This window comes from Nocardioides sp. REDSEA-S30_B4 (assembly GCF_001627265.1).
Classification (GTDB): domain Bacteria; phylum Actinomycetota; class Actinomycetes; order Propionibacteriales; family Nocardioidaceae; genus Nocardioides.
This window is the reverse complement of the sequence record NZ_LUPI01000035.1, coordinates 1-19,710: the sequence shown is the minus strand read 5'-3', so window position 1 is coordinate 19,710 and position 19,710 is coordinate 1. Positions and strand designations below refer to the sequence as shown.

Sequence of the window (19,710 nt, the reverse complement as noted above, 5' to 3'; positions counted from 1 at the left end):
CCAGGAGAGATCCTGGCGGGGCGTCGTGCGTGTGACGCAGATGTTCTCGTCACGAGCCCTCCACGGCGTAACGCCTCACGGGCCCACGTCGTTGGCCGATGTGGACCGGGCGGGATCCGCGCGGTCCCCGCTGGCCGCCCGACCCACGGTGGCCTACCCGACACCGAAGGTCCTCATGTCCACCACCTCCAGCTCCCGGCGGTTGCGGGGCGCTCTCACGGCGGGTCTCGCCGTGGCGGTGCTCGCCGGCGCCGCCGCACCTCTCACGCTGTCCTCGGCCACGGCCACGGCCGCGGACCGCCCCGACTCCCTGGCCAGCACGATCGGCCAGAAGCTGCTGACCGTCTCCTTCGACGACCTCGCCGAGGTCGTCCCGGGTGAGGACCTCGTGGTGACCGGCTCGGTCGCCAAGGTCACCCAGGCCCGCATCGGCGCCGTCGGCGACGCTGTCGCCGCCACCTTCACCCTCCAGCTGGTCGACGCCACCGGCGAGGTGCTCGCGGCCGAGGACGTCGTGGCCGAGCCCGACGGCTCCTTCACGACCACCATCCCGGCCTCGCTGCTGTCCGCGGTCGACGCCACCGACGGTGCCGTCCAGCTCGCGGTCCGTGCGGTCGACGCGTCGTACGCCGGCTTCTCGGCCGAGGACGCCGGCGCGGCGGCCGTGCGGGTCGCCTCGAAGGCCAAGGGCCTGACCGTGCACAACTCCTTCGTCTCCTCGGTCGGCTGGGTCAAGCCGGGCGAGAAGTACCCCTCCACGATCACGGTCGCCAACCCGACCAAGGGTGCGCTCAAGGGCGGCAGGGTCACGGTGAAGGCGCCGAAGGGCACCACCTTCAAGAAGAGCTCCGGCCCGGGCAAGCACCGCACCTCGGCGCGGACCATCACCTGGAAGGTCCCGAAGGTCAGGGCCGGACGGACCGTCCGCCTGGTCGTGGAGTCCAAGGCCGCCTCGGTCAGGACGCTGCCGACCATCGTGTGGCGCGACCTGTCCACGAAGGCCACGCTCAAGGCGAGCGGACGCACCTCCAGCTCGACCAGCCACGGTCCCAAGGTGATCCCGCCGGCCGAGCGCTTCGAGACCGCGCGCTACGGCGACCGCCCGTTCGTGCCGGTCCAGTACACCGATCGCGCGTACACCGCCGACCACACCGGCGAGCAGCTCGAGGAGATCATCAACTCCAAGAAGTTCAAGGGCTCGACGTTCAACCTGTTCCAGGAGATGTCGCTGGGCCAGCTCTTCCCGAACGGCAGCGTCCCCTCGGCCGGCATCGCGACGGCCGACTTCGACTACGAGCCGGGCTTCCCGCTCTACCAGACTGACCCGGCCTCGCTGAACACCTGCACCGGGCTGACCTTCGCCGACCTCGGTGACCTGGCGCTGGGCACCCCGCTCTATCCCGAGCGGATCACCAATGGCGTCTACAACCTGCCCGGCACCACGCAGTACTACGGCGCCGACGCCAACGGCTCGGCCGTCATCGGCGCCCTGGCCGGCGTCGCGGCCCTGCAGCAGATCGACAGCGGCTGCGGCCCGACCGGCAAGCTGGTCGCCGACGCCGTGGTCCTCGCGGACCCGGAGATCGACTACTCCGACTTCGACACCGACAAGGACGGCGTCGTCGACTTCTTCATGGCCGTCTTCGCCGGCTGCGGCGGCAACGGCGCCAGCCAGCTCGCCGCCTGCTCCGACGCCCCCAGCGACCTGCTGCCCTACGACAACATCTGGCCGCACTCCTCCTCGCTGGAGTCCTACTTCACCGACCCCGAGACCGGCCTGCCCGGCATCACCACCGACGACCAGCTCAAGGACCTCGAGGGTCGTCCGCTCTACTGGACCGACGACTCCTACCGGAAGATGACCACCAAGAAGACCCCGCGCAAGGTCTTCGTCCGGGTCGGTCCCTACAACGTGAACCCCGAGACGGCCATCGACGCGGCCTCGGTGATCTCCCACGAGTACGGCCACTCCCTCGGCCTGCCGGACTACTACTCGCTCGGTGGTCGTGAGACCTACGGCGACTGGAACCTGATGGCCACCGACAAGTCGCAGAACATGGACGGCTACGGCCGCCAGGAGCTCGGCTGGGTCGTGCCCGAGGTGCTGAAGCCGGGCAAGAAGAGGACGGTGAAGAACTGGAAGGACTCCAAGCAGAACACCGGCCGCATCCACTGGCGGACCCCCAGCGGCAAGAAGTACACGCTGAAGAACGGCCGTGACGGCATCGTCCGCAACTCCGAGATGTACGTCGCCAAGCTCCCGGGCCGCACGCTCATCGACGGCGCGGTCTTCGGGTCCGGGGACGGCGCGTCGAAGAAGACCGCCTGGTTCTCGGGGTCGGGCAACGACTTCGGGTGCGCCACCGACGGTGGCGGCCGCAACCTCGACATCTCGCTGCCGGGCGCGAAGAAGCTCCCGGCCGGCACGACGATCTCGGCGTCGTTCAAGTCCTACTGGGACATCGAGTGGGACTACGACTACGGCTTCGTGCTCACCTCCGGTGACGGTCGCACCTTCACCTCGCACGCCTCTGAGAACGGCTACACCACCTCCAACCTGGACCCGCTGGCCGGCAACCCGAACCAGAACGGCTGCCAGGCGGCGTACGACAACGGCCTGACCGGCACCTCCGGCTCCTACGACGCCGGCACCGAGGCGCTCGACCGCAAGACCGGCGACGCGCCGGAGCCGATCTTCCTCGCCGACTCCTTCGACGTCTCCGACCTGGTCGGGGCGGAGTCGCCGATCCTGCGGTTCAGCTACTCCACGGACCCGGGCCTGGCCCGGCCGGGCTGGTTCATCGACGACCTCGAGGTCGTCGCCACGCTGCCGGACGGCAAGACCAGGAAGCTCTTCGCGAGCGACTTCGAGAAGTCCGGGAGCCCGAAGGACCCCCAGGTCTTCAACGGCGGCTGCAAGCCCGACAGCCCGGGTGCCTGCACCCTGGCCTGGCAGTACGTCAAGGCGGGCGCGGAGGCCGACTTCGACCACGCCTACTACCTGGAGATGCGCGACCGCTCCGGCTTCGACCTCGACGGTCAGGGCCAGATCGACCGCGACCCGATCGGGTTCCAGGCCGGGCTCTCGCTGATGTACACCGACGAGGCCCACGGCTACGGCAACGCCGGCACCGACGACCCGCCGGCCCAGACCGTCTTGGACTCCGTCCCGGAGCCGGGCAGCTCCTCGCCGGACCTCGACGACGCGTCGTTCCGGGCCGTGGAGGGCCGCAACACCTTCTCCGACTTCGGCTCCGGCTGGGTCGAGAACTACAGCGACCCGAGCGGGCAGACCAAGAGCGGGGAGGCCACCACGGACTGGCTCTTCGACTACGGCTGCCTGTCCTTCAAGGTGCTGTCGATGAAGGGCGAGACCGACGGGCCCGCGAAGTCCGACGGCGACCTGACCGGCACGGTCTCCTTCAAGCTCGGCAAGGGCTGCGGGAGGTACGACTACGGCTACTGAGCCGTCGGCGTGACACGACCGGCGCGTCCCCTCGCACGAGGGGGCGCGCCGGTCGTCGTCGGTACGGGTGTCGTGGTCCGTGGTCAGAGGTCCCGGCGCGGGCGCCGCGCACCACGACCGCGCGTCCGGCGGGCCTCGTCGTGATGCCGAGCCGGCGTATCAATACGCCGGCTCGATCTCCGCTCAGGCCTCGGCGGCGGCCTTCACGCGCTCGAGGGTCCTGCCCATGCCGGTGGTGAGCTCGTCGGCGAAGGCGTCCATGCCGCCGAGGACGACTTTGGTCAGCCCCTTGGACAGCCCGGAGATGCCGTCGGGCGCCTCGCGACGGTGCGTCACCTTCGTGCGCGCGCCGCCGTCGAGCGGCTCGAGCTGGAAGGACCAGATCGTGCGGTTCTCGGTGACCCGGAAGGCCAGGTCGCTGTGCGGGGTGAAGCGCACGACCTTGGCGTTGGTGGGCCAGCGCTTCCAGCCCTGCTGGTTGAGGTTGATCATCCGGGCGCCCTGCTTGACCTCGCCGCCGACGATCCAGGTGCGCACCACCTGGTCGCTCCACTCACTCATGCGCGGCAGGTCGGCGAGGAGGGCCCAGACCTGAGCGGGGGCGGCGTCGATCTCGATGCTCGCGGTGAGCTCGTCGGAGCTGGTCTGAGGGGTCGTCATGGGACCGGACCGTACCGCCGGTACGTCGCGCGTGGAACCCGTGGTCGCGCAGCGGTCAGCCGCGGGCGGCCCACCAGGCGTGCAGCTCCTCGGTGGCCCGCTCCTCGCCGAGCGGCCCGTGGTCCATCCGCAGCTCGAGCAGGTGCCGGTAGGCCTCGCCCACCTCGCGACCGGGACCGATGCCGAGGATGGTCATGATCTGGTTGCCGTCGAGGTCGGGGCGCAGGGAGTCGAGCTCCTCCTGCTCGGCCAGCCGCTCGATCCGGGCCTCGAGGTCGTCGTAGGTGCGCCGCAGCCGCTCGGCCTTGCGCCGGTTGCGGGTCGTGCAGTCCGCGCGGGTCAGGATGTGCAGCCGCTCGAGCTGGTCCCCGGCGTCGCGGACGTAGCGCCGGACCGCGGAGTCGGTCCACTCGCCCGAGCCGTAGCCGTGGAAGCGCAGGTGCAGCTCCACCAGCTTCGAGACCGCCTCGATCTCGTCGTTGCTGAAGCGCAGCGCCTTCATCCGCTTGCGGGTGATCTTGGCGCCCACCACGTCGTGGTGGTGGAAGGTGACCGTGCCGTCGTCGAGGAAGCGCCGGGTGCGCGGCTTGCCGACGTCGTGCATCAGCGCCGCGAAGCGGCTGACGAAGTCCGGCTCGCCGCCGAGCCGGTGCTCGAGGTCGATGGCCTGCTCGAGCACGGTGAGGGTGTGCTCGTAGACGTCCTTGTGGCGGTGGTGCTCATCGCGCTCCAGCGCCAGGGCCGGCAGCTCGGGCAGCACCCGCTCGGCCAGGCCGGTGCGCACCAGCAGGGTCAGGCCACGCCGCGGCCAGGGCGCGGTGACCAGCTTGACCAGCTCGTCGCGCACGCGCTCGGCGGAGATGATGTCGATCCGCTCGGCCATCGCGGTCATCGCCTCGACGACGGAGTCGTCGACCTCGAAGCCGAGCTGGGCGGCGAAGCGTGCGGCCCGCATCATCCGCAGCGGGTCGTCGGAGAAGGAGTCCTCAGGAGCCCCGGGGGTCCGGATCACGCGGTGGGCGAGGTCGACCACGCCGCCGTACGGGTCCTCGATCTCGCGCCCGGGCAGCCGCACCGCCATCGCGTTGACGGTGAAGTCGCGTCGGCCCAGGTCGCCGGCGAGGTCGTCGCCGTAGGAGACCTCGGGCTTGCGGGAGGTCGGGTCGTAGGACTCCGCCCGGTAGGTGGTGATCTCCACCTGCCACTCGCCTCGGCGGCAGCCGATCGTGCCGAACTCGCGGCCGACGTCCCACAGCGCGTCGGCCCAGCCCTTGAGCAGCCGCTCGGTCTCCTCGGGGCGCGCCGAGGTCGTGAAGTCGAGGTCGGTGTGCCGGCGACCGAGCATCGCGTCGCGCACCGGACCGCCGACCAGCGCGAGCTCGTGGCCGGCCTCGGCGAAGCGCCGCCCGAGCTCGTCGATGACCGGGGCCAGGCGGTCGAGCTCCTCGGCCACCGCGCGCTGCACCTCGACGATGCTCAGGGGGGCCGGCTCTGCGTGGGACACGGGCGAGCAGTCTATAGACAGCCGGCTCCCGCCCCGCCTGACCGGGTGCCGCCCGTCCAGCAACTATCCTCGCCGGGTGGTCCCCCGGTCGCTCTCGCCTGCCCTGCGCGCGGTCGCGACCCTCCTGGCGCTCGTCCTGGCGACGGCCACCGTCCTGCTCCTGCCCGCCGCGCCCACCGCCGTCGCGGCGGTGCCGCCGGAGCCCGTGGAGCCGCTGGAGGTGACCATCGAGAGGCTGACCCCGGGGGAGATCCCCACCTCCGGCACGATCGAGGTCGGCGGCACGGTCACCAACGTCGACGACGAGACCTGGACCACCATCAACCTCTACCCGCTGCTCGGCGGCGAGCCGATGACCACGCCGGCGCAGCTGCGCGAGGCGCGCCGGACCGACCCGCTGACCTACGTGGGGGACCGCGTCACCACGCCGGGCCCGTACGCCGTCATCGACCGCCTCGAGCCGGGCCAGAGTGCGACGTACTCCTTCACCGTGGCCCGCTCCCGCCTCGAGGCGACCGCCCGGGGCGTCTACTGGTTCGGCGTGCACGCCCTGGGCCAGGACACCGCCGGGCGCGACTCGGTCGCCGACGGTCGGGCCCGCACCTTCCTGCCGCTGGTCGAGCAGCCCTCCGAGGACGACGGTGCCGGGGACGACGGTGCCGGGGACGACGGTGCCGGCCAGGACCGACCGCGGCGTCCCGACGGCGCCGACATCACCACCCCGGTGCCGGTCGCGCTCGTGGTGCCGCTGCGTCGGCGCATCCTGCACGAGGCCGACGGCTCGCTCGCCGAGCCCGAGGTGTGGGCCGACGAGCTCGGCAGCAACGGCACGCTCGGGCGCCTGGTGAGCATGGGTGCCCAGGCCGACGGAGCACCCATCACGTGGCTGGTCGACCCGGCCCTCACCGTCGCCGCGGCGCAGCTGGCCGCCGGCAACCCGGCCCGGTCCCTGTCGCCCACCGTCGACCCCGACGCCGAGGACCCCGACCTCGCCGAGAGCGACGCGACGCCCTCGCCCACCGAGGACGGCTCGTCCGAGCCCGGGGACGAGGAGTCGGTGGGGCCCACCGCGTCCCCGTCCCCGTCGGGCTCACTCGCCGTGGACCCGGTGGAGACCGAGGACCTCGACCCGGCCGCGCGCTCGCTCGCCCGCGCCGCGGAGGGCTGGCTGGACTCGCTCACCGAGGCGGTGCGCGGCGGCCACCAGGTGCTCGCCCTCCCCTTCGGCGACCTCGACGTCGCCGGGGCGGCCGAGCAGGAGCCGCGCCTCTACGCCCAGGCCCGCCGGCTCAGCGGCGGCACGCTCCCGCGCGTCGGCGCCGGCACCGACCCCGGCCTCTCCTCTCCGCTGGGCTACATCGACGCGACGGCCATCGGCATCGCCGACCCCGCCGAGACGATCCTCATGACCGACCTCGAGGTCGGGCTCGACGAGGACGGGCGCGCCCCGAGCGTGGTCTCGGTGGACGGCCGCGACGTGGTCGTCAGCTCCTCCGGCGCCGCGCAGGGCGGTCCCGGACCCGGTCGCCGGCTCAGCGCGATCTCGATGCGCCAGCGCATCCTCAGCGAGGCGGCGCTGCGCCTGCTCGACCCCGACCCGCAGCCGCTGGTCGTCGTGCTCCCGCCGGGGTGGTCTCCCGACGACCCCGGTGAGGTCTTCGAGGAGCTCGACACCTCCTGGGTCGACCTCGACACCGTCGCCGACGCCGTGTCCGACGTGGAGGCGACCGAGGTGGCGGCGGGCGACCTGCGCTACCCCGACTCCCAGCAGTCCTCCGAGCTCGACGCCGGCGCCGTGGCCGCGGTGCAGGACCTGGTCGACGCGGGCGAGGTGCTGCAGGACGTGCTGACCCTCAACGACCGGGTCGGCGACGTCGTGGCCGGGGAGGCGTTCGCGGCGGCGGCGTACACCACCCGGCCGGTGCGGCGCCGGGCGCGCAAGAGCCTGACCTCCGGCACCAGGGCCGTGCGCGACCTGCTGACCCGCATCGGGGTCACGACGCCGACCGGAGTGACGCTGTCCAGTGCCAGCGGGCGGCTGCCCGCCACGGTCGTCAACGACCTCGACGAGCCGGTGACGGTGCGCCTCGACGCGCGCTCGGACCTCCCGATGACCCTCGGCGTGCCCGACTCCATCCTGGTCCCCGCGGGCGGCCGGGTCGGGGTGCTGCTCGAGGCCACCACCCAGCGCCAGGGCATCCACAACGTCTCCCTGCTGGTCACGTCGGTGGAGGGCGTGCCGCTCGGCGGCCGCGCCGACCTGCCGATCCGCGCCGCCCAGGTCAGCCGGGTCATCTGGCTGATCATGGGCAGCGGCGCGGTGCTGCTGTTCGGGATGATCGGCCTGCGCCTGGTGCGCCGGGTGCGTGAGGCCCGTCGCGCGGACCGGGCGGGGCAGCCCTCGTGAGCGGTACGCCGACGGGCGAGGCGGCCGAGGAGCGCTCGGTCCTGAGCAGCTCGGCCGTGATGGCGGCCGGCACGACGTTCTCCCGGCTCTCGGGCTTCATCCGCTCGGTGCTGCTGGCCGCGGCGCTGGGCAACCTGGTGCACGCCGACGTGTTCACGATCGCCAACACGATCCCGAACATGCTCTACATCCTGCTGGCCGGCGGTGTCTTCAACGCCGTGCTGGTCCCGCAACTGGTCCGGGCGATGGGCAACGACGCCGACGGCGGCGAGGCCTACACCAACCGGATCGTCACGCTGGCCGCGCTCTTCCTGGCCGCGGTGACGATCGCCCTGGTCCTGGCCGCCCCCTGGGTCGTCGACCTGTACACCTCCGACGACTGGCCGCCGGACGCCATCGACTCCACCGTGGCCTTCGCCCGGCTGTGCCTGCCGCAGGTCTTCTTCTACGGCATGTTCGTGCTGGTCGGGCAGATCCTCAACAGCCGCGGCAGCTTCGGCCCGATGATGTGGGCGCCGATCGCCAACAACGTCATCTCCGTCGCCACCCTGGTCGTCTACCTCGTGGTCTTCGGCGCGGCCGACGGTGCGGAGCGCACTGCGGGCTACACCAGCGGCCAGGAGCTGCTGCTGGGGCTCGGGTCGACGCTGGGCATCGCGGTCCAGCTGCTGGTGCTGCTGCCCTACCTGCGCGCGGCCGGCTTCCGCTACCGCCCGCGCTTCGACTTCCGCGACACCGGCCTCGGCCACACCCTGCGCCTGGGCACCTGGACGGTGCTGTTCGTCATCGTCAACCAGCTGGCCTACACGGTCGTCGTGCGGCTGGCCTCGACCGGCACCGGGACCGGCGACCCCGAGGGCACCGGCTACACCGTCTACTCCTCGGCCTTCCTCATCGTGATGGTGCCGCACTCGATCATCACGGTCTCGCTGGCCACCGCGATCCTCCCGCGCCTCTCCCGCGCCGCGGCCGACGGCGACCTCGCCTCGCTCGGCGCCACCCTGGCCCGCACCATGCGCACCTCGTTCGCGGTGATGGTGCCGTTCGCGGCGCTGTTGCCACTGCTGGCCCCCGAGCTCGCCCGGCTCCTGCTGGGCTACGGCGCCGCGGCCGACACGGTCGACAACTACGTCCCCACCCTGGCGCTCTTCGGCCCCGCGGTGCTCTTCTTCACCGCCCACTACCTGGTGCTGCGCGGCTTCTACGCCCTGGAGCAGACCCGCACGGTGTTCTGGAACCAGTGCGCCGTGGCCGCCACCAACGTCGTGGTCGCGGTCGCCGTGGTCACCGGGACCGACGCCGCGTGGACCTCGCCGGGGCTCGTGGTGGCCTACGGGTCGGCGTACCTCGTCGGTGCCGTGCTGTCCTTCAAGGTCCTCTCCGGACGGGTGGGCGGCCTCCACGGCTCGGAGCTGCTGCGCTTCTGCGTGCGCATCGGCCTGGTCGTCGCGGTCTCCACCGCGCTGGCCTGGGCGGTGCACGCCGGCCTCGGGGCGTGGGCCGGCGACGAGCCCCCGCTGCCGGGTCGGTTGTGGTCGGTGCTCGTGGTCGCCGCGGTCGGCACGGTCGACGTCGTGGTCTTCCTGCTGCTGGCCCGGCTGCTGCGGATCCGCGAGGTCACCGCCGTGCTGGCGCTGGTCACGCGACGCGGCTGAGCGGGCCCTCCCCGCTCCCGGCGCGCCCCGCCCTACGATGACGGGGAGCACCCGGGAGGGTGCCCGCACCAGCCAGCCAGAACCCCACGACCTGCAGCTGTGAGGAGCCGCGTGCCCGCCTCGATCCGGCCCGGAGACGTCCTCGCGGACCGGTACCGCCTGGTCGACCTGCTCAGCGAGAGCGGGAACGGCCGCTTCTGGCGCGCGCACGACCGGGTCCTGGAGCGCCACGTCGCGCTGCACGTGATCGCCGCTGATGACGACCGGGCCGAGGGGCTGCTGGCCGCGGCCCGCCGCTCGGCGCGCATCCTCGACCCGCACATCCTGCGGGTGCTGGACGCCGAGCGCAGCGGCCCCCTGTGCTACGTCGTCAACGAGTGGGGCTCGGGCACCTCGCTGGACATCATGCTCGCGGCGGGTGGCGAGCTGAGCCCGCGGCGCGCCGCCTGGGTCGTGGGGGAGGTCGCCGCCGCCTGCGCCCGGGCGCACGCCGCCGACGTGCCGCACGGCCGGCTCAACCCCGAGAACGTCCTCATCGACACCTCCGGCGCCGTGCGCGTCATCGGCTGGTGCGTCGACGCCGCGCTGCACGGCCGACCGACCGGTCGCGTCGCCGACGACGTGGCGGACCTGGCGGGCCTGCTGTACGCCGCCCTCACCGGGCGCTGGGCCGGTCCCTCGAGCTCGGCGGTCCCGCCGGCGCCCACCGACCACGGCCGGGTGCTGCGGCCACGCCAGGTCCGGGCCGGCATCCCCCGCGACCTCGACACCCTGTGCGACGAGGTCCTCAACCCCCAGCCGGGCTGCGGCACCATGGCGGCGGACGCGTTCCGAGCCGCGCTGGAGGAGTTCGTCGGCGACCCGACCGGCCTGCAGGAGTCGATGACCTCCCGGCTGGTCAGCGGAGGCCACGAGACGGTCGTCCTGCCCCAGGTCCCCGAGTTCACCGTCCGCGAGGCGGAGGAGCTCACCCGCCCGACCCCGCCGACCCCGCCGGCCGGGTCCCTGGGCCCCGCCGAGCCCGCGGATCGCGAGGACGCCGGAGACGACCCTGAGGCGACCGAGGGGGCCGACGGGTCCGGTGACGCCCCGGGCGAGAGCACCGGTGAGGTCACCCAGGCCGAGATGCCGGGATTCCTGGTTGCCGACGACGCCGCGTCCCCGGCGCCGCCCCCGCCCTTCGAGGAGCCGCCCGCCCGGCCCCTCTTCGCCCCCGACCCTCCCGAGGGCGCCCCGGTGCGTCGCAGCCGGAAGCCCGACCCCGGCAGGGACTCTCAGCAGTTCTGGCCGTGGGACACCGCGGCCGGCCCCCGCACCGGCGGTGCCGGCGGGGGTGCCGGCGGCGGCTGGGTCGACACCGGGTGGCCCACCGGCACCGGCCCGGTCGTGGAGGAGGAGGTCCCCGGCCGCAGCTCGTTCCGGGTGGCCGCGATCCTGCTGGCCGCCCTCGTCGTCCTCGTCGCCGTGACCGTCGCCTTCAACCTCGGACGCGGCCGCACCCCCCTCGGGACCGTCCCGGAGGAGGAGTCACCCTCGGCCACCGCCTCCGCCCCCGCCGAGGTCGGCCCGCTCGACGTCGCGTCGGTGAGCGACCTCGACCCGCAGGGCAGCGACGGCGGGGAGTACCCCGAGCTCACCGGCCTGGTCGTCGACGGCGACCCCGCCACGGCCTGGCGCACCTCGACCTACAAGCAGGACTTCGGCCCCGGCGGGCTCAAGGACGGCGTCGGCCTGGTGCTCGACCTCGGGGAGGCCCGCAGCGTCGCCGAGGTGGCGCTGCGCCTGGTCGGGTCGCCCACGGACCTCGAGCTGTACGTCGTCGACGAGGCGCCCACCGGCGTACCCTCCGAGCAGGGGCTGTCCCCCGCCGCCACCGTCTCCGCCGCAGCGGAGGAGACGGTCGTGCTCGACGAGCCCGCGTCGGGCCGCTACCTCGTCGTGTGGATCACCTCGCTGCCCACGGTCCCCGACGGGTTCCGCAGCGAGGTCGCCGAGGTGGTCCCGCGCGGATGAGCACCTCCACCGGGCCGGAGGCCCCCACGGACTGGTCCGCCCTCGAGGACCGCGCGCTGCTCGCGGCGCACGTCGAGGGACGCGAGGGCGCCTTCGCCGAGCTCTTCCGCCGCCACCGCGACCGGCTGTGGGCCGTCGCGCTGCGCACCACCGGCAACCCCGAGGACGCCGCCGACGGCCTCCAGGACGGCATGATCGCGGCCTACCGCCGCGCCGGCTCCTTCCGCGGCGACGCGGCGGTGACGACCTGGCTGCACCGCGTCGTCGTCAACGCCTGCCTCGACCGCCTCCGCGCCGCCAAGGTCCGACGTGCCCAACCGCTGCCCGAGGACCTCGAGGAGTACGGCGCTCGGCTGGCCGGCCCGAGGGAGGCGGCCGCACCCGAGCAGCCCGACGCGGCCGCCGTCCGGGCCGACGAGCGGCGACTGGTGCTGGGCGCGCTGGCGGCGCTGCCCGCGGACCAGCGTGCGGCGCTGGTGCTGGTCGACATGGAGGGCTACCCGGTCGCCGAGGCCGCCGCGATCCTCGGCTGCGCCGTCGGCACGGTGAAGTCTCGATGCTCGCGCGGGCGGGCACGGCTCGCCACCGTGCTGGCACCCTTGCTGACGGACCTCGAGGCGGGTGACCGGGGACACGCCCGGTCACGGAACCCTGCGGCGGAGCCGGACGTCGGACCCACGGACGCACGCGGGCCGCCCACCCCGCAGACCTGATCCCCACCGACACCTGACGCCAGCACCAGCCCCGAAGACGACCACCAGGAACGAGGAGCCGTCGTGGCCGAGCACCTGAGCCCCGAGCAGGAGGCGCGCCTGCGCCGGCTGCTGGCGCGCTCACGCCACGACGAGCGGGTCCCCGACGACGTGGCCGAGCACCTCGACGGCGTCCTGGCCCGTCTGGAGGCGGGCGATCCCGAGCTGACCGGGCCCCGTGCGCGCAAGGCCGAGGTCTACGCGCTGGCCGCGCGCCGTCGTCGTACCGCCGCGACGATGCTCGCCGCGGCCGCCGCCGTCGCCGTGGTGGGCGTCGGCCTGGGGCAGGTCGTCGGCAGCAGCGCCGGCGAGGACTCCCTCATGGCCGAGTCCGACACGGCGGCCAGCGCCGACAGCGCCGAGTCCGCCGACCGGTCCGAGGGCCGAGCCTCCGGCGAGGACCTCGACGCCACCGGGGGCGGGGAGAGCGACGACGAGCTCGACGGAGCGCTCGACGAGGAGCTGGCCGCAGGCACCGAGATGCTCTCGGACGGTGCCGTCTCCGAGTTCGCCGCGCTGGAGGACCTCGTGGTCCTGCGCGGCCGGCTGGCCGATGTCCGGGAGGAGCGCTTCACCCGTGCCGCGACCCGGATCCAGCGCCTGGTGATCGGCAGCGACGCCAAGGTCGCCCCCCCGGACACCACGTCCCTGCGCCGCGCGGCTCCGCGGGTCCAGCGCGCCTGGCAGGGCTGCGCCCCGGCCGACTGGGGCCCCGGAACCCCCGTGGCGGTCCTCTACGAGCGGTCGCCCGCCGTCCTGGTCTTCCGGCCCGCGACCGGGGACGCGCAGGTCGCCGACCTGGTCCAGTGCGGGACCGGCGAGATCCTGCGCTCGGTGACCCTGCCCGGCCGCTGAGCGCCGCCCGGCCGCGCCGGCCCGGGCCGGCCCGTCGCCGGCGACAGGTGTCCACCCGGTGAACGGGGGGTGAGCCCGACCGCACTGCGCCCGGGGAAGGAATGCGGCTCGCCTACGATCGGTTCCACCCCCGTGCGGCCGACCGGTCGCCCACCGTCTGCCACCGAGGCGAGGAGAGCAGGACACCCATGTCCGACAGCATCCGCAACGTGATCATCATCGGCTCAGGACCCTCCGGGTACACCGCCGCCGTCTACGCCGCCCGGGCCAGCCTCGAGCCGCTGGTCTTCGAGGGCTCCGTGACCGCCGGCGGCGCACTGATGAACACCACCGAGGTCGAGAACTTCCCCGGCTTCCGCGACGGCATCATGGGCCCGGCGCTGATGGACGAGATGCGCGCCCAGGCCGAGCGCTTCGGCGCCGAGCTCGTGGCCGACGACGTCGTCGAGGTCGAGCTGACCGGCGAGGTGAAGGTCGTGCGCACCGCCACCGGTGAGTTCCGCGCCCGCTCGGTGATCCTCGCGACCGGCTCGGGCTACCGCAAGCTCGACCTGCCCAACGAGGACGCCCTGTCCGGCCGCGGCGTCTCCTGGTGCGCCACCTGCGACGGCTTCTTCTTCCGCGACCAGCACATCGCGGTCGTCGGCGGAGGCGACTCCGCCGTCGAGGAGGCCACGTTCCTGACCCGGTTCGGCTCCAAGGTGTCCATGATCGTGCGCCGCGACGAGCTGCGCGCCTCCAAGATCATGCAGGAGCGCGCCTTCGCCGACCCCAAGCTCGAGATCGTGTGGAACTCCAAGGTCGCCGAGATCGTCGGTGAGGACCGCCTGGAGAAGGTCGTCCTCGAGGACACCGTCACCGGCGAGCGCTCCGAGCTCGCGGCCACCGGCCTGTTCATCGCCATCGGCCACGACCCCCGCTCGGAGCTGCTGGCCGGCCAGGTCGACCTCGACGACGACGGCTACGTGCTGGTCAACCACCCCTCGACCGCCACCAACGTCCCCGGCGTCTTCGCCTGCGGCGACCTGGTCGACCACCACTACCGCCAGGCCATCACCGCCGCCGGCACCGGCTGCGCCTCGGCGCTGGACGCCGAGCGCTACCTCGCCGAGCTCGACCACGTGGCGAGCAGCCCCGCCGAGGCGCACGACCGTGCCCAGGCCGAGGTCGGCGCCTGAGCGGACGGCCCGGCGCCGTACCCCGGGTGGGGCGGGAACATCCCCCACCACGCCCGTGTTCAACCGAGCGAGACCATCGATCCCCTGCAGAAAAGGAGCCCTGTCGTGGGCAACATCTCCGCGGTCACCGACGCCGAGTTCGAGGCGCAGGTGCTCAAGTCCGACAAGCCGGTCCTCGTGGACTTCTGGGCCGAGTGGTGCGGTCCGTGCCGCCAGGTCGCCCCGATCCTGGAGGAGATCGCCGCCACGCACGGTGACAAGGTCACGTTCCTGAAGATGAACGTCGACGAGAACCCCGTCACCCCGGCCTCCTACCGGGTCACCGGCATCCCGACCATCAACGTCTACCAGGGCGGCGAGGTCGTGAAGTCGATCGTCGGCGCCCGCCCGAAGGCCACGCTGCTCAACGAACTGAGCGACTTCACGGCTTGATGCGGGTCCCGCACAGCGGGCTCCCCAGGTACCAGCCTCACCGGTCCCCGTCGTCCCTGTGGACGGCGGGGACTGCTGCGTCCGGGACCGGCGCAGGACGTACGACGCCGACGAGCCGTTCCAGGGCCGCCTCCACCTCGTCGACCCAGCTGACCGTGCTGCGCAGGTCCATCCGCACCCGCGGCACGACGGGGTGCGCCCGCTGGGTGCGGAAGCCCGTGCGCAGCCAGAAGTCCAAGGGGGCGGTGCACCCCGGGGCGCCCCGCCCGCCGGCCGCAAAGGCCTCCACGGCGCGCAGGCCGCCCCGCGTCACCAGGTCCCGGGCGGTCGCCTGCACGAGGACCCGTCCCAGCCCGCGCCCGCGGTGGCGCGGGTGCACCCAGAGGTCGGTGACCAGCACCGCGTCAGGCGAGGCCGGCGCGGTGGGCACCGCCCCCGCGCCCGGTGCCAGGGCGGGCGGCGCGTAGACGACGACGGCCATCGGGACCTGGTCGACGACGAGCACGCGGCCGCACGAGCCCCACTCCCGCAGCAGCTCGGAGACCCAGGCGTCCTTGGCCGCAGCCCGCTCGTCGGGCTCCTTGTCGGCCCGGGCGCGTTGCACCGGGTCGAGCGCCCAGGTGAGGCACTGGCGGGCGGGGCAGCCCTGCTCCTCGAGGCGCTCGAGGAGGTCCAGGGTCAACGGGTGCACCCGTCGGGCCACGGCGTCCCTCCTCCCCGCAGCACGCGGGCCGGGAGCGGCATCGACCCTCGACCCGCCCACGTCGCGGCCCGCGCGTGCGTCCGGCGTCCTCATCGTTCATGCTAGGGGGATCATGGACAGCACGCCCGCGCGCACGCACACCAGCCTCGACTCCTTCGTCGACCGGTACGCAGCCCGCACCGCAGGGATGACGGCCTCGGAGATCCGAGCGCTGTTCGCCGTGGCGTCGCGTCCCGAGGTGGTCTCGCTGGCCGGCGGCATGCCCAACATCAGCGGCCTCCCGCTCGACGTCGTCGGCGGTGCGATCAACCAGCTCGTGCTCGAGCAGGGACCGGTGGCGATGCAGTACGGCTCGGGCCAGGGCGTGCCGGAGCTGCGCGAGCAGATCACCGACGTGATGCGGCTGGAGGGCATCGAGGCCCACCCCGACGACGTCGTGGTGACCGTGGGCTCCCAGCAGGCGGTGGACCTCGTCACGCGGATCTTCTGCGACCCCGGCGACGTGGTCATCTGCGAGGCGCCGTCGTACGTCGGTGCCCTGGGCGTCTTCCGGGCCTACCAGGCCGAGGTCGTGCACGCCGAGATGGACGCGCACGGGCTGGTGCCGGAGGCGCTGGAGCAGGCGATCGCCGCGGTCAAGCGCGCGGGACGCACCATCAAGTTCCTCTACACGATCCCCAACTTCCACAACCCCGCCGGCGTGACCATGTCCGCCGAGCGACGCCAGCGGGTGCTGGAGATCTGCCGCCGTGAGGGCGTGCTGGTCCTCGAGGACAACCCCTACGGCCTGCTCGGCTTCGACCGGGAGCCGCTGCGCGCCATGCGCGCGGACGAGGCCGACAACGTCATCTACCTCGGGTCCTTCTCCAAGACCTTCGCCCCCGGCTTCCGGGTCGGGTGGGCCCTCGCCCCCCACCCGGTGCGCGAGAAGCTCGTGCTGGCCCAGGAGTCGGCGACGCTGTGCCCGCCGCAGTTCTCCCAGATGGCCGTTTCGGCGTACCTCGCCAACCACGACTGGCAGGGCCAGATCAAGCAGTTCCGCGAGATGTACCGCGAGCGCCGCGACGCGATGGTGGGTGCGCTCGACGACCTGATGCCGGCCGGATGCAGCTGGAACGTCCCCGACGGCGGCTTCTACGTCTGGCTGACGCTGCCCCCCGGCATCGACGCCAAGGCGATGCTGCCCCGCGCCGTGACCGCCCGGGTCGCCTACGTCCCCGGCACGGCCTTCTTCGCCGACGGCTACGGCTCCGGCGCCATGCGCCTGTCGTTCTGCTACCCCACCGCCGAGCGCATCCGCGAGGGCGTACGCCGCCTGGCCGGTGTGCTCGAGGACGAGATCGAGCTCCGGGCGACCTTCGGCGCCAGCCTCGGCCAGGACGACTCCGACCGCGGACTGCCTCCCGGCTACGACGCGCCCGGCACCGACGTCAACTGAGGCCCCACCGCCCGCTCGTCCAGGCGCCGTCGGCCGTCCACCGGTCACCACCGGGGCGGACCCGGTGTGCGTGAGAGCATCGCCCGGTGCTCGACCTCACCTATCCCCCGATCATCGCCACCTGCAAGGTCGGCTTCCGGCTGCTCGGCCAGCGCTTCGACCTCACCGGCACCGAGCACGTCCCGCGCCGGGGCGGGGTGTTGCTGGCGGTCAACCACGTCGGCTACATGGACTTCATCTACGGCGGTCTGGCGGCGAACCCGTCGGGACGCAAGGTGCGGTTCATGGCCAAGCGCGAGATCTTCGACCATCGCGTCACCGGTCCGGTGATGCGCTCGATGCACCACATCGAGGTAGACCGGGGTGAGGGGCTCGCCTCGTTCCACACCGCGGTGGACTACCTGCGCCGTGGTGAGGCCGTCGGGATCTTCCCCGAAGCCACCATCTCCCGCTCCATGGAGCTCAAGGAGTTCAAGACCGGCGCGGTGCGCATCGCCGCCGAGGCCGGTGTCCCCCTGGTCCCCGTGATCCTGTGGGGGACCCAGCGGCTGATGACCAAGGACCACCCCAAGGACTTCTCCCGCGGCAAGACCATCGCCATCCGGGTGGGCGAGCCCCTGCACCCCACCGGCACCGACCCGGTCGCCGAGACCGCGGACCTGCGCGGTCGGATGGACCGGATGCTGGAGGAGACCATCGCGGCCTACCCGGCGCAGGAGCAGCCGCCCGGATCCTGGTGGACCCCCGCCCGGTTCGGCGGGAGCGCACCGACGCCCGAGGAGGCCGAGCGCCTCGACGCCGAGGAGAAGCGCCGCCGGGCCGAGGCCCGGCGGGCCCGTCAGGGCGACGCCTGACCCTCACGGCAGCCGCCGGTCGAGACGGCGATTGATCGATTTGTCGACTTCTCGCCAGATCGATTGATTGCTTGATCGAGAGCGGCGGCTCAGATGGGCCGGTCGTTGCGGTTGCGGGGGTCGATCACGTCGATGATGCGTCGCAGGTCCTCCAACGAGGCGAACTCGACGGTGATCTTGCCCTTGCTCTTGCCCAGGTCGACCTTCACGCGGGTCTCCAGCCGGTCCGAGAGGCGCTCGGCGATCTCACTGAGCCCGGGGGCGGTCGGTTTGCGGCGCGTCACGCGCGGCGCCGCGCCGTCACCGTGGTCCCCCACCGCGACGATCTCCTCCAACCCGCGCACGCTGATGCCCTCGGCGACCACACGCGCGGCCAACCGGTCCTGCAGGTCGGCGTCCTCGACACCCAGCAACGAGCGGGCGTGGCCCGCCGACAGCACTCCGGCGGCGACCCGACGCTGCACGGCCGGGCTCAGCCGCAGCAGGCGGAGCGTGTTGGAGATCTGCGGCCGCGAGCGACCGATGCGCTGGGCGAGCTCCTCGTGGGTGCATCCGAAGTCCTCGAGCAGCTGCGCGTAGGCCGACGCCTCCTCCAGCGGGTTCAGCTGGGAGCGGTGGAGGTTCTCCAGGAGCGCGTCCCGGAGCATGTCGGTGTCCTCGGTCTGCCGGACGATCGCGGGGATCTCGGTCAGCCCGGCCTGCTGGGACGCACGCCAGCGACGCTCACCCATGACCAGCTCGTAGGACTCAGGACCCGTCCGGCGTACGACGACGGGTTGGAGCAGCCCGACCTCGCGGATCGAGTGCACGAGCTCGGCCATCGCCTCCTCGTCGAAGACGTGGCGGGGCTGCACGGCGTTCGGGACGATCTGGTCGATCGGCACCTCCGCGAACCACGCGCCGTCGACCGGGGCGAGCTCGGCGCCTTCGGGCGTCCTGGCCGACGCCGAGCCAGCGGGCTGCGACACCGCCGGACCCTGCGACTCACCACCGTCCGTCACCCCGTCATCCGACCCAGCGGACGGCGCGAGGGGCCCTGACCCCTCAGCCTCGACGGGAGCAGTGGGGATCAGGGAGCCCAGACCACGGCCGAGGCCGCGCCGCGGGGCAGGACGGGCGTTCACAGGCTGACTCCTCGGCTGGCGATCTCGCGGGCGGCTTCCAGGTACGACAGGGCGCCGGGGGAGCCCGGGTCGTAGGTCATCACGGTCTGGGCGTACGACGGTGCCTCAGAGACCCGCACCGAGCGCGGGATGGCCGTGCGCAGCACCTGGTCCCCGAAGTGCTCACGGACCTCCTCGGCGACGCCGGCGGCCAAGCGGGTGCGCGCGTCGTACATCGTGAGGAGGATCGTGGACACGGCGAGCGCCGGGTTGAGGTGGGCGCGCACCATGTCGACGGTCTCGAGCAGCTGGCCGAGACCCTCCAGGGCGTAGTACTCCGCCTGGATCGGGATCAGCATCTCCTCGCCGGCCACCAGCGCGTTCAGCGTGAGCAGACCCAAGGACGGCGGGCAGTCGATGAGGACGTAGTCGAACCGGTCCTCACCTGCGCTCTGGGCGTCGCCGACCCAGGGGTGCCCCTGGATCGCCTTGCGCAGGCGTCCCTCGCGCGCGACGACGGAGACCAGCTCGATCTCCGCGCCCGCCAGGTCGATCGTGGCCGGCACGACCCAGAGGTTGCTCAGGTCGGGACACGGGGTGATCACGTCGTCGAGGACCACCCCGTCGACGAGCGCGTCGTAGGTCGACGGGACTCCTCGACGATGCTCGACGTTGAGCGCGGTCGACGCG

Annotated in this window: 15 protein-coding genes; 10 read left to right on the top strand and 5 right to left on the bottom strand. The window is 73.0% G+C overall.

Features of this window, described 5'->3' with window-relative positions:
* The first annotated feature begins 175 nt into the window (after positions 1 to 175).
* Positions 176 to 3,466 (top strand): immune inhibitor A domain-containing protein, encoded by a 3,291-nt coding sequence (locus A6R01_RS08980; RefSeq protein WP_292605105.1) that lies wholly within the window; start codon positions 176 to 178, stop codon positions 3,464 to 3,466.
* A gap of 183 nt (positions 3,467 to 3,649) precedes the next feature.
* Here the strand turns inward: A6R01_RS08980 and A6R01_RS08975 are convergent, their stop codons facing one another.
* Positions 3,650 to 4,126, bottom strand: a complete 477-nt coding sequence (locus A6R01_RS08975) for an SRPBCC family protein (RefSeq protein WP_292605104.1) — start codon at positions 4,124 to 4,126, stop codon at positions 3,650 to 3,652.
* Positions 4,127 to 4,181: 55 nt separating this feature from the next.
* Entirely contained in the window at positions 4,182 to 5,600 is a 1,419-nt protein-coding gene (locus A6R01_RS08970; protein WP_292605112.1) for a CCA tRNA nucleotidyltransferase, read from the bottom strand.
* 106 nt (positions 5,601 to 5,706) lie between these two features.
* Between A6R01_RS08970 and A6R01_RS08965 the strand changes: the two genes are divergently transcribed.
* The 7 genes from A6R01_RS08965 (at position 5,707) to trxA (ending at position 14,922) form a co-directional block, all read left to right on the top strand.
* Positions 5,707 to 8,037 carry a DUF6049 family protein gene (locus tag A6R01_RS08965; RefSeq protein WP_292605103.1) on the top strand — a complete coding sequence of 777 codons (2,331 nt, stop codon included), beginning with the start codon at positions 5,707 to 5,709 and terminating at the stop codon, positions 8,035 to 8,037.
* Entirely contained in the window at positions 8,034 to 9,692 is a 1,659-nt protein-coding gene (gene murJ / locus A6R01_RS08960; RefSeq protein ID WP_292605102.1) for a murein biosynthesis integral membrane protein MurJ, read from the top strand. Before A6R01_RS08965 ends, murJ begins: the two co-directional genes overlap by 4 nt.
* Before the next feature lie 111 nt (positions 9,693 to 9,803).
* The gene (locus tag A6R01_RS08955; RefSeq protein WP_292605101.1) at positions 9,804 to 11,705 is read left to right on the top strand and encodes a protein kinase family protein; all 1,902 of its coding nucleotides are present in this window, start codon (positions 9,804 to 9,806) and stop codon (positions 11,703 to 11,705) included.
* The gene (gene sigM / locus A6R01_RS08950; RefSeq protein WP_292605100.1) at positions 11,702 to 12,418 is read left to right on the top strand and encodes an RNA polymerase sigma factor SigM; all 717 of its coding nucleotides are present in this window, start codon (positions 11,702 to 11,704) and stop codon (positions 12,416 to 12,418) included. Before A6R01_RS08955 ends, sigM begins: the two co-directional genes overlap by 4 nt.
* A gap of 63 nt (positions 12,419 to 12,481) precedes the next feature.
* Entirely contained in the window at positions 12,482 to 13,312 is an 831-nt protein-coding gene (locus tag A6R01_RS08945) for a hypothetical protein (protein ID WP_292605099.1), read from the top strand.
* Between the two features lie 188 nt (positions 13,313 to 13,500).
* Positions 13,501 to 14,490, top strand: a complete 990-nt coding sequence (trxB, locus tag A6R01_RS08940) for a thioredoxin-disulfide reductase (RefSeq protein ID WP_292605098.1) — start codon at positions 13,501 to 13,503, stop codon at positions 14,488 to 14,490.
* Between the two features lie 105 nt (positions 14,491 to 14,595).
* On the top strand, positions 14,596 to 14,922 hold the full coding sequence (gene trxA, locus A6R01_RS08935; RefSeq protein WP_292605097.1) for a thioredoxin: 327 nt from the start codon (positions 14,596 to 14,598) through the stop codon (positions 14,920 to 14,922).
* Between the two features lie 37 nt (positions 14,923 to 14,959).
* Here trxA and A6R01_RS08930 read toward each other — a convergent pair whose 3' ends face one another.
* Complete coding sequence (locus A6R01_RS08930; protein ID WP_292605096.1) at positions 14,960 to 15,625, bottom strand: GNAT family N-acetyltransferase; 666 nt, start codon at positions 15,623 to 15,625, stop codon at positions 14,960 to 14,962.
* A gap of 112 nt (positions 15,626 to 15,737) precedes the next feature.
* Here A6R01_RS08930 and A6R01_RS08925 point away from each other — a divergent pair, with 112 nt between their 5' ends.
* Positions 15,738 to 17,063, top strand: a complete 1,326-nt coding sequence (locus A6R01_RS08925) for a PLP-dependent aminotransferase family protein (RefSeq protein ID WP_292605095.1) — start codon at positions 15,738 to 15,740, stop codon at positions 17,061 to 17,063.
* Between the two features lie 86 nt (positions 17,064 to 17,149).
* A complete protein-coding gene (locus A6R01_RS08920) occupies positions 17,150 to 17,917 on the top strand; it encodes a 1-acyl-sn-glycerol-3-phosphate acyltransferase (protein ID WP_292605094.1) in 768 nt (255 codons plus the stop codon).
* Positions 17,918 to 18,006: 89 nt separating this feature from the next.
* Here the strand turns inward: A6R01_RS08920 and A6R01_RS08915 are convergent, their stop codons facing one another.
* Both A6R01_RS08915 and A6R01_RS08910 read right to left on the bottom strand, forming a co-directional pair.
* Complete coding sequence (locus tag A6R01_RS08915; protein WP_292605093.1) at positions 18,007 to 18,885, bottom strand: ParB/RepB/Spo0J family partition protein; 879 nt, start codon at positions 18,883 to 18,885, stop codon at positions 18,007 to 18,009.
* Positions 18,886 to 19,037: 152 nt separating this feature from the next.
* Positions 19,038 to 19,710, bottom strand: a 673-nt coding sequence (locus A6R01_RS08910) for a ParA family protein (RefSeq protein WP_292605092.1), incomplete at its 5' end; no start/stop codon positions are given.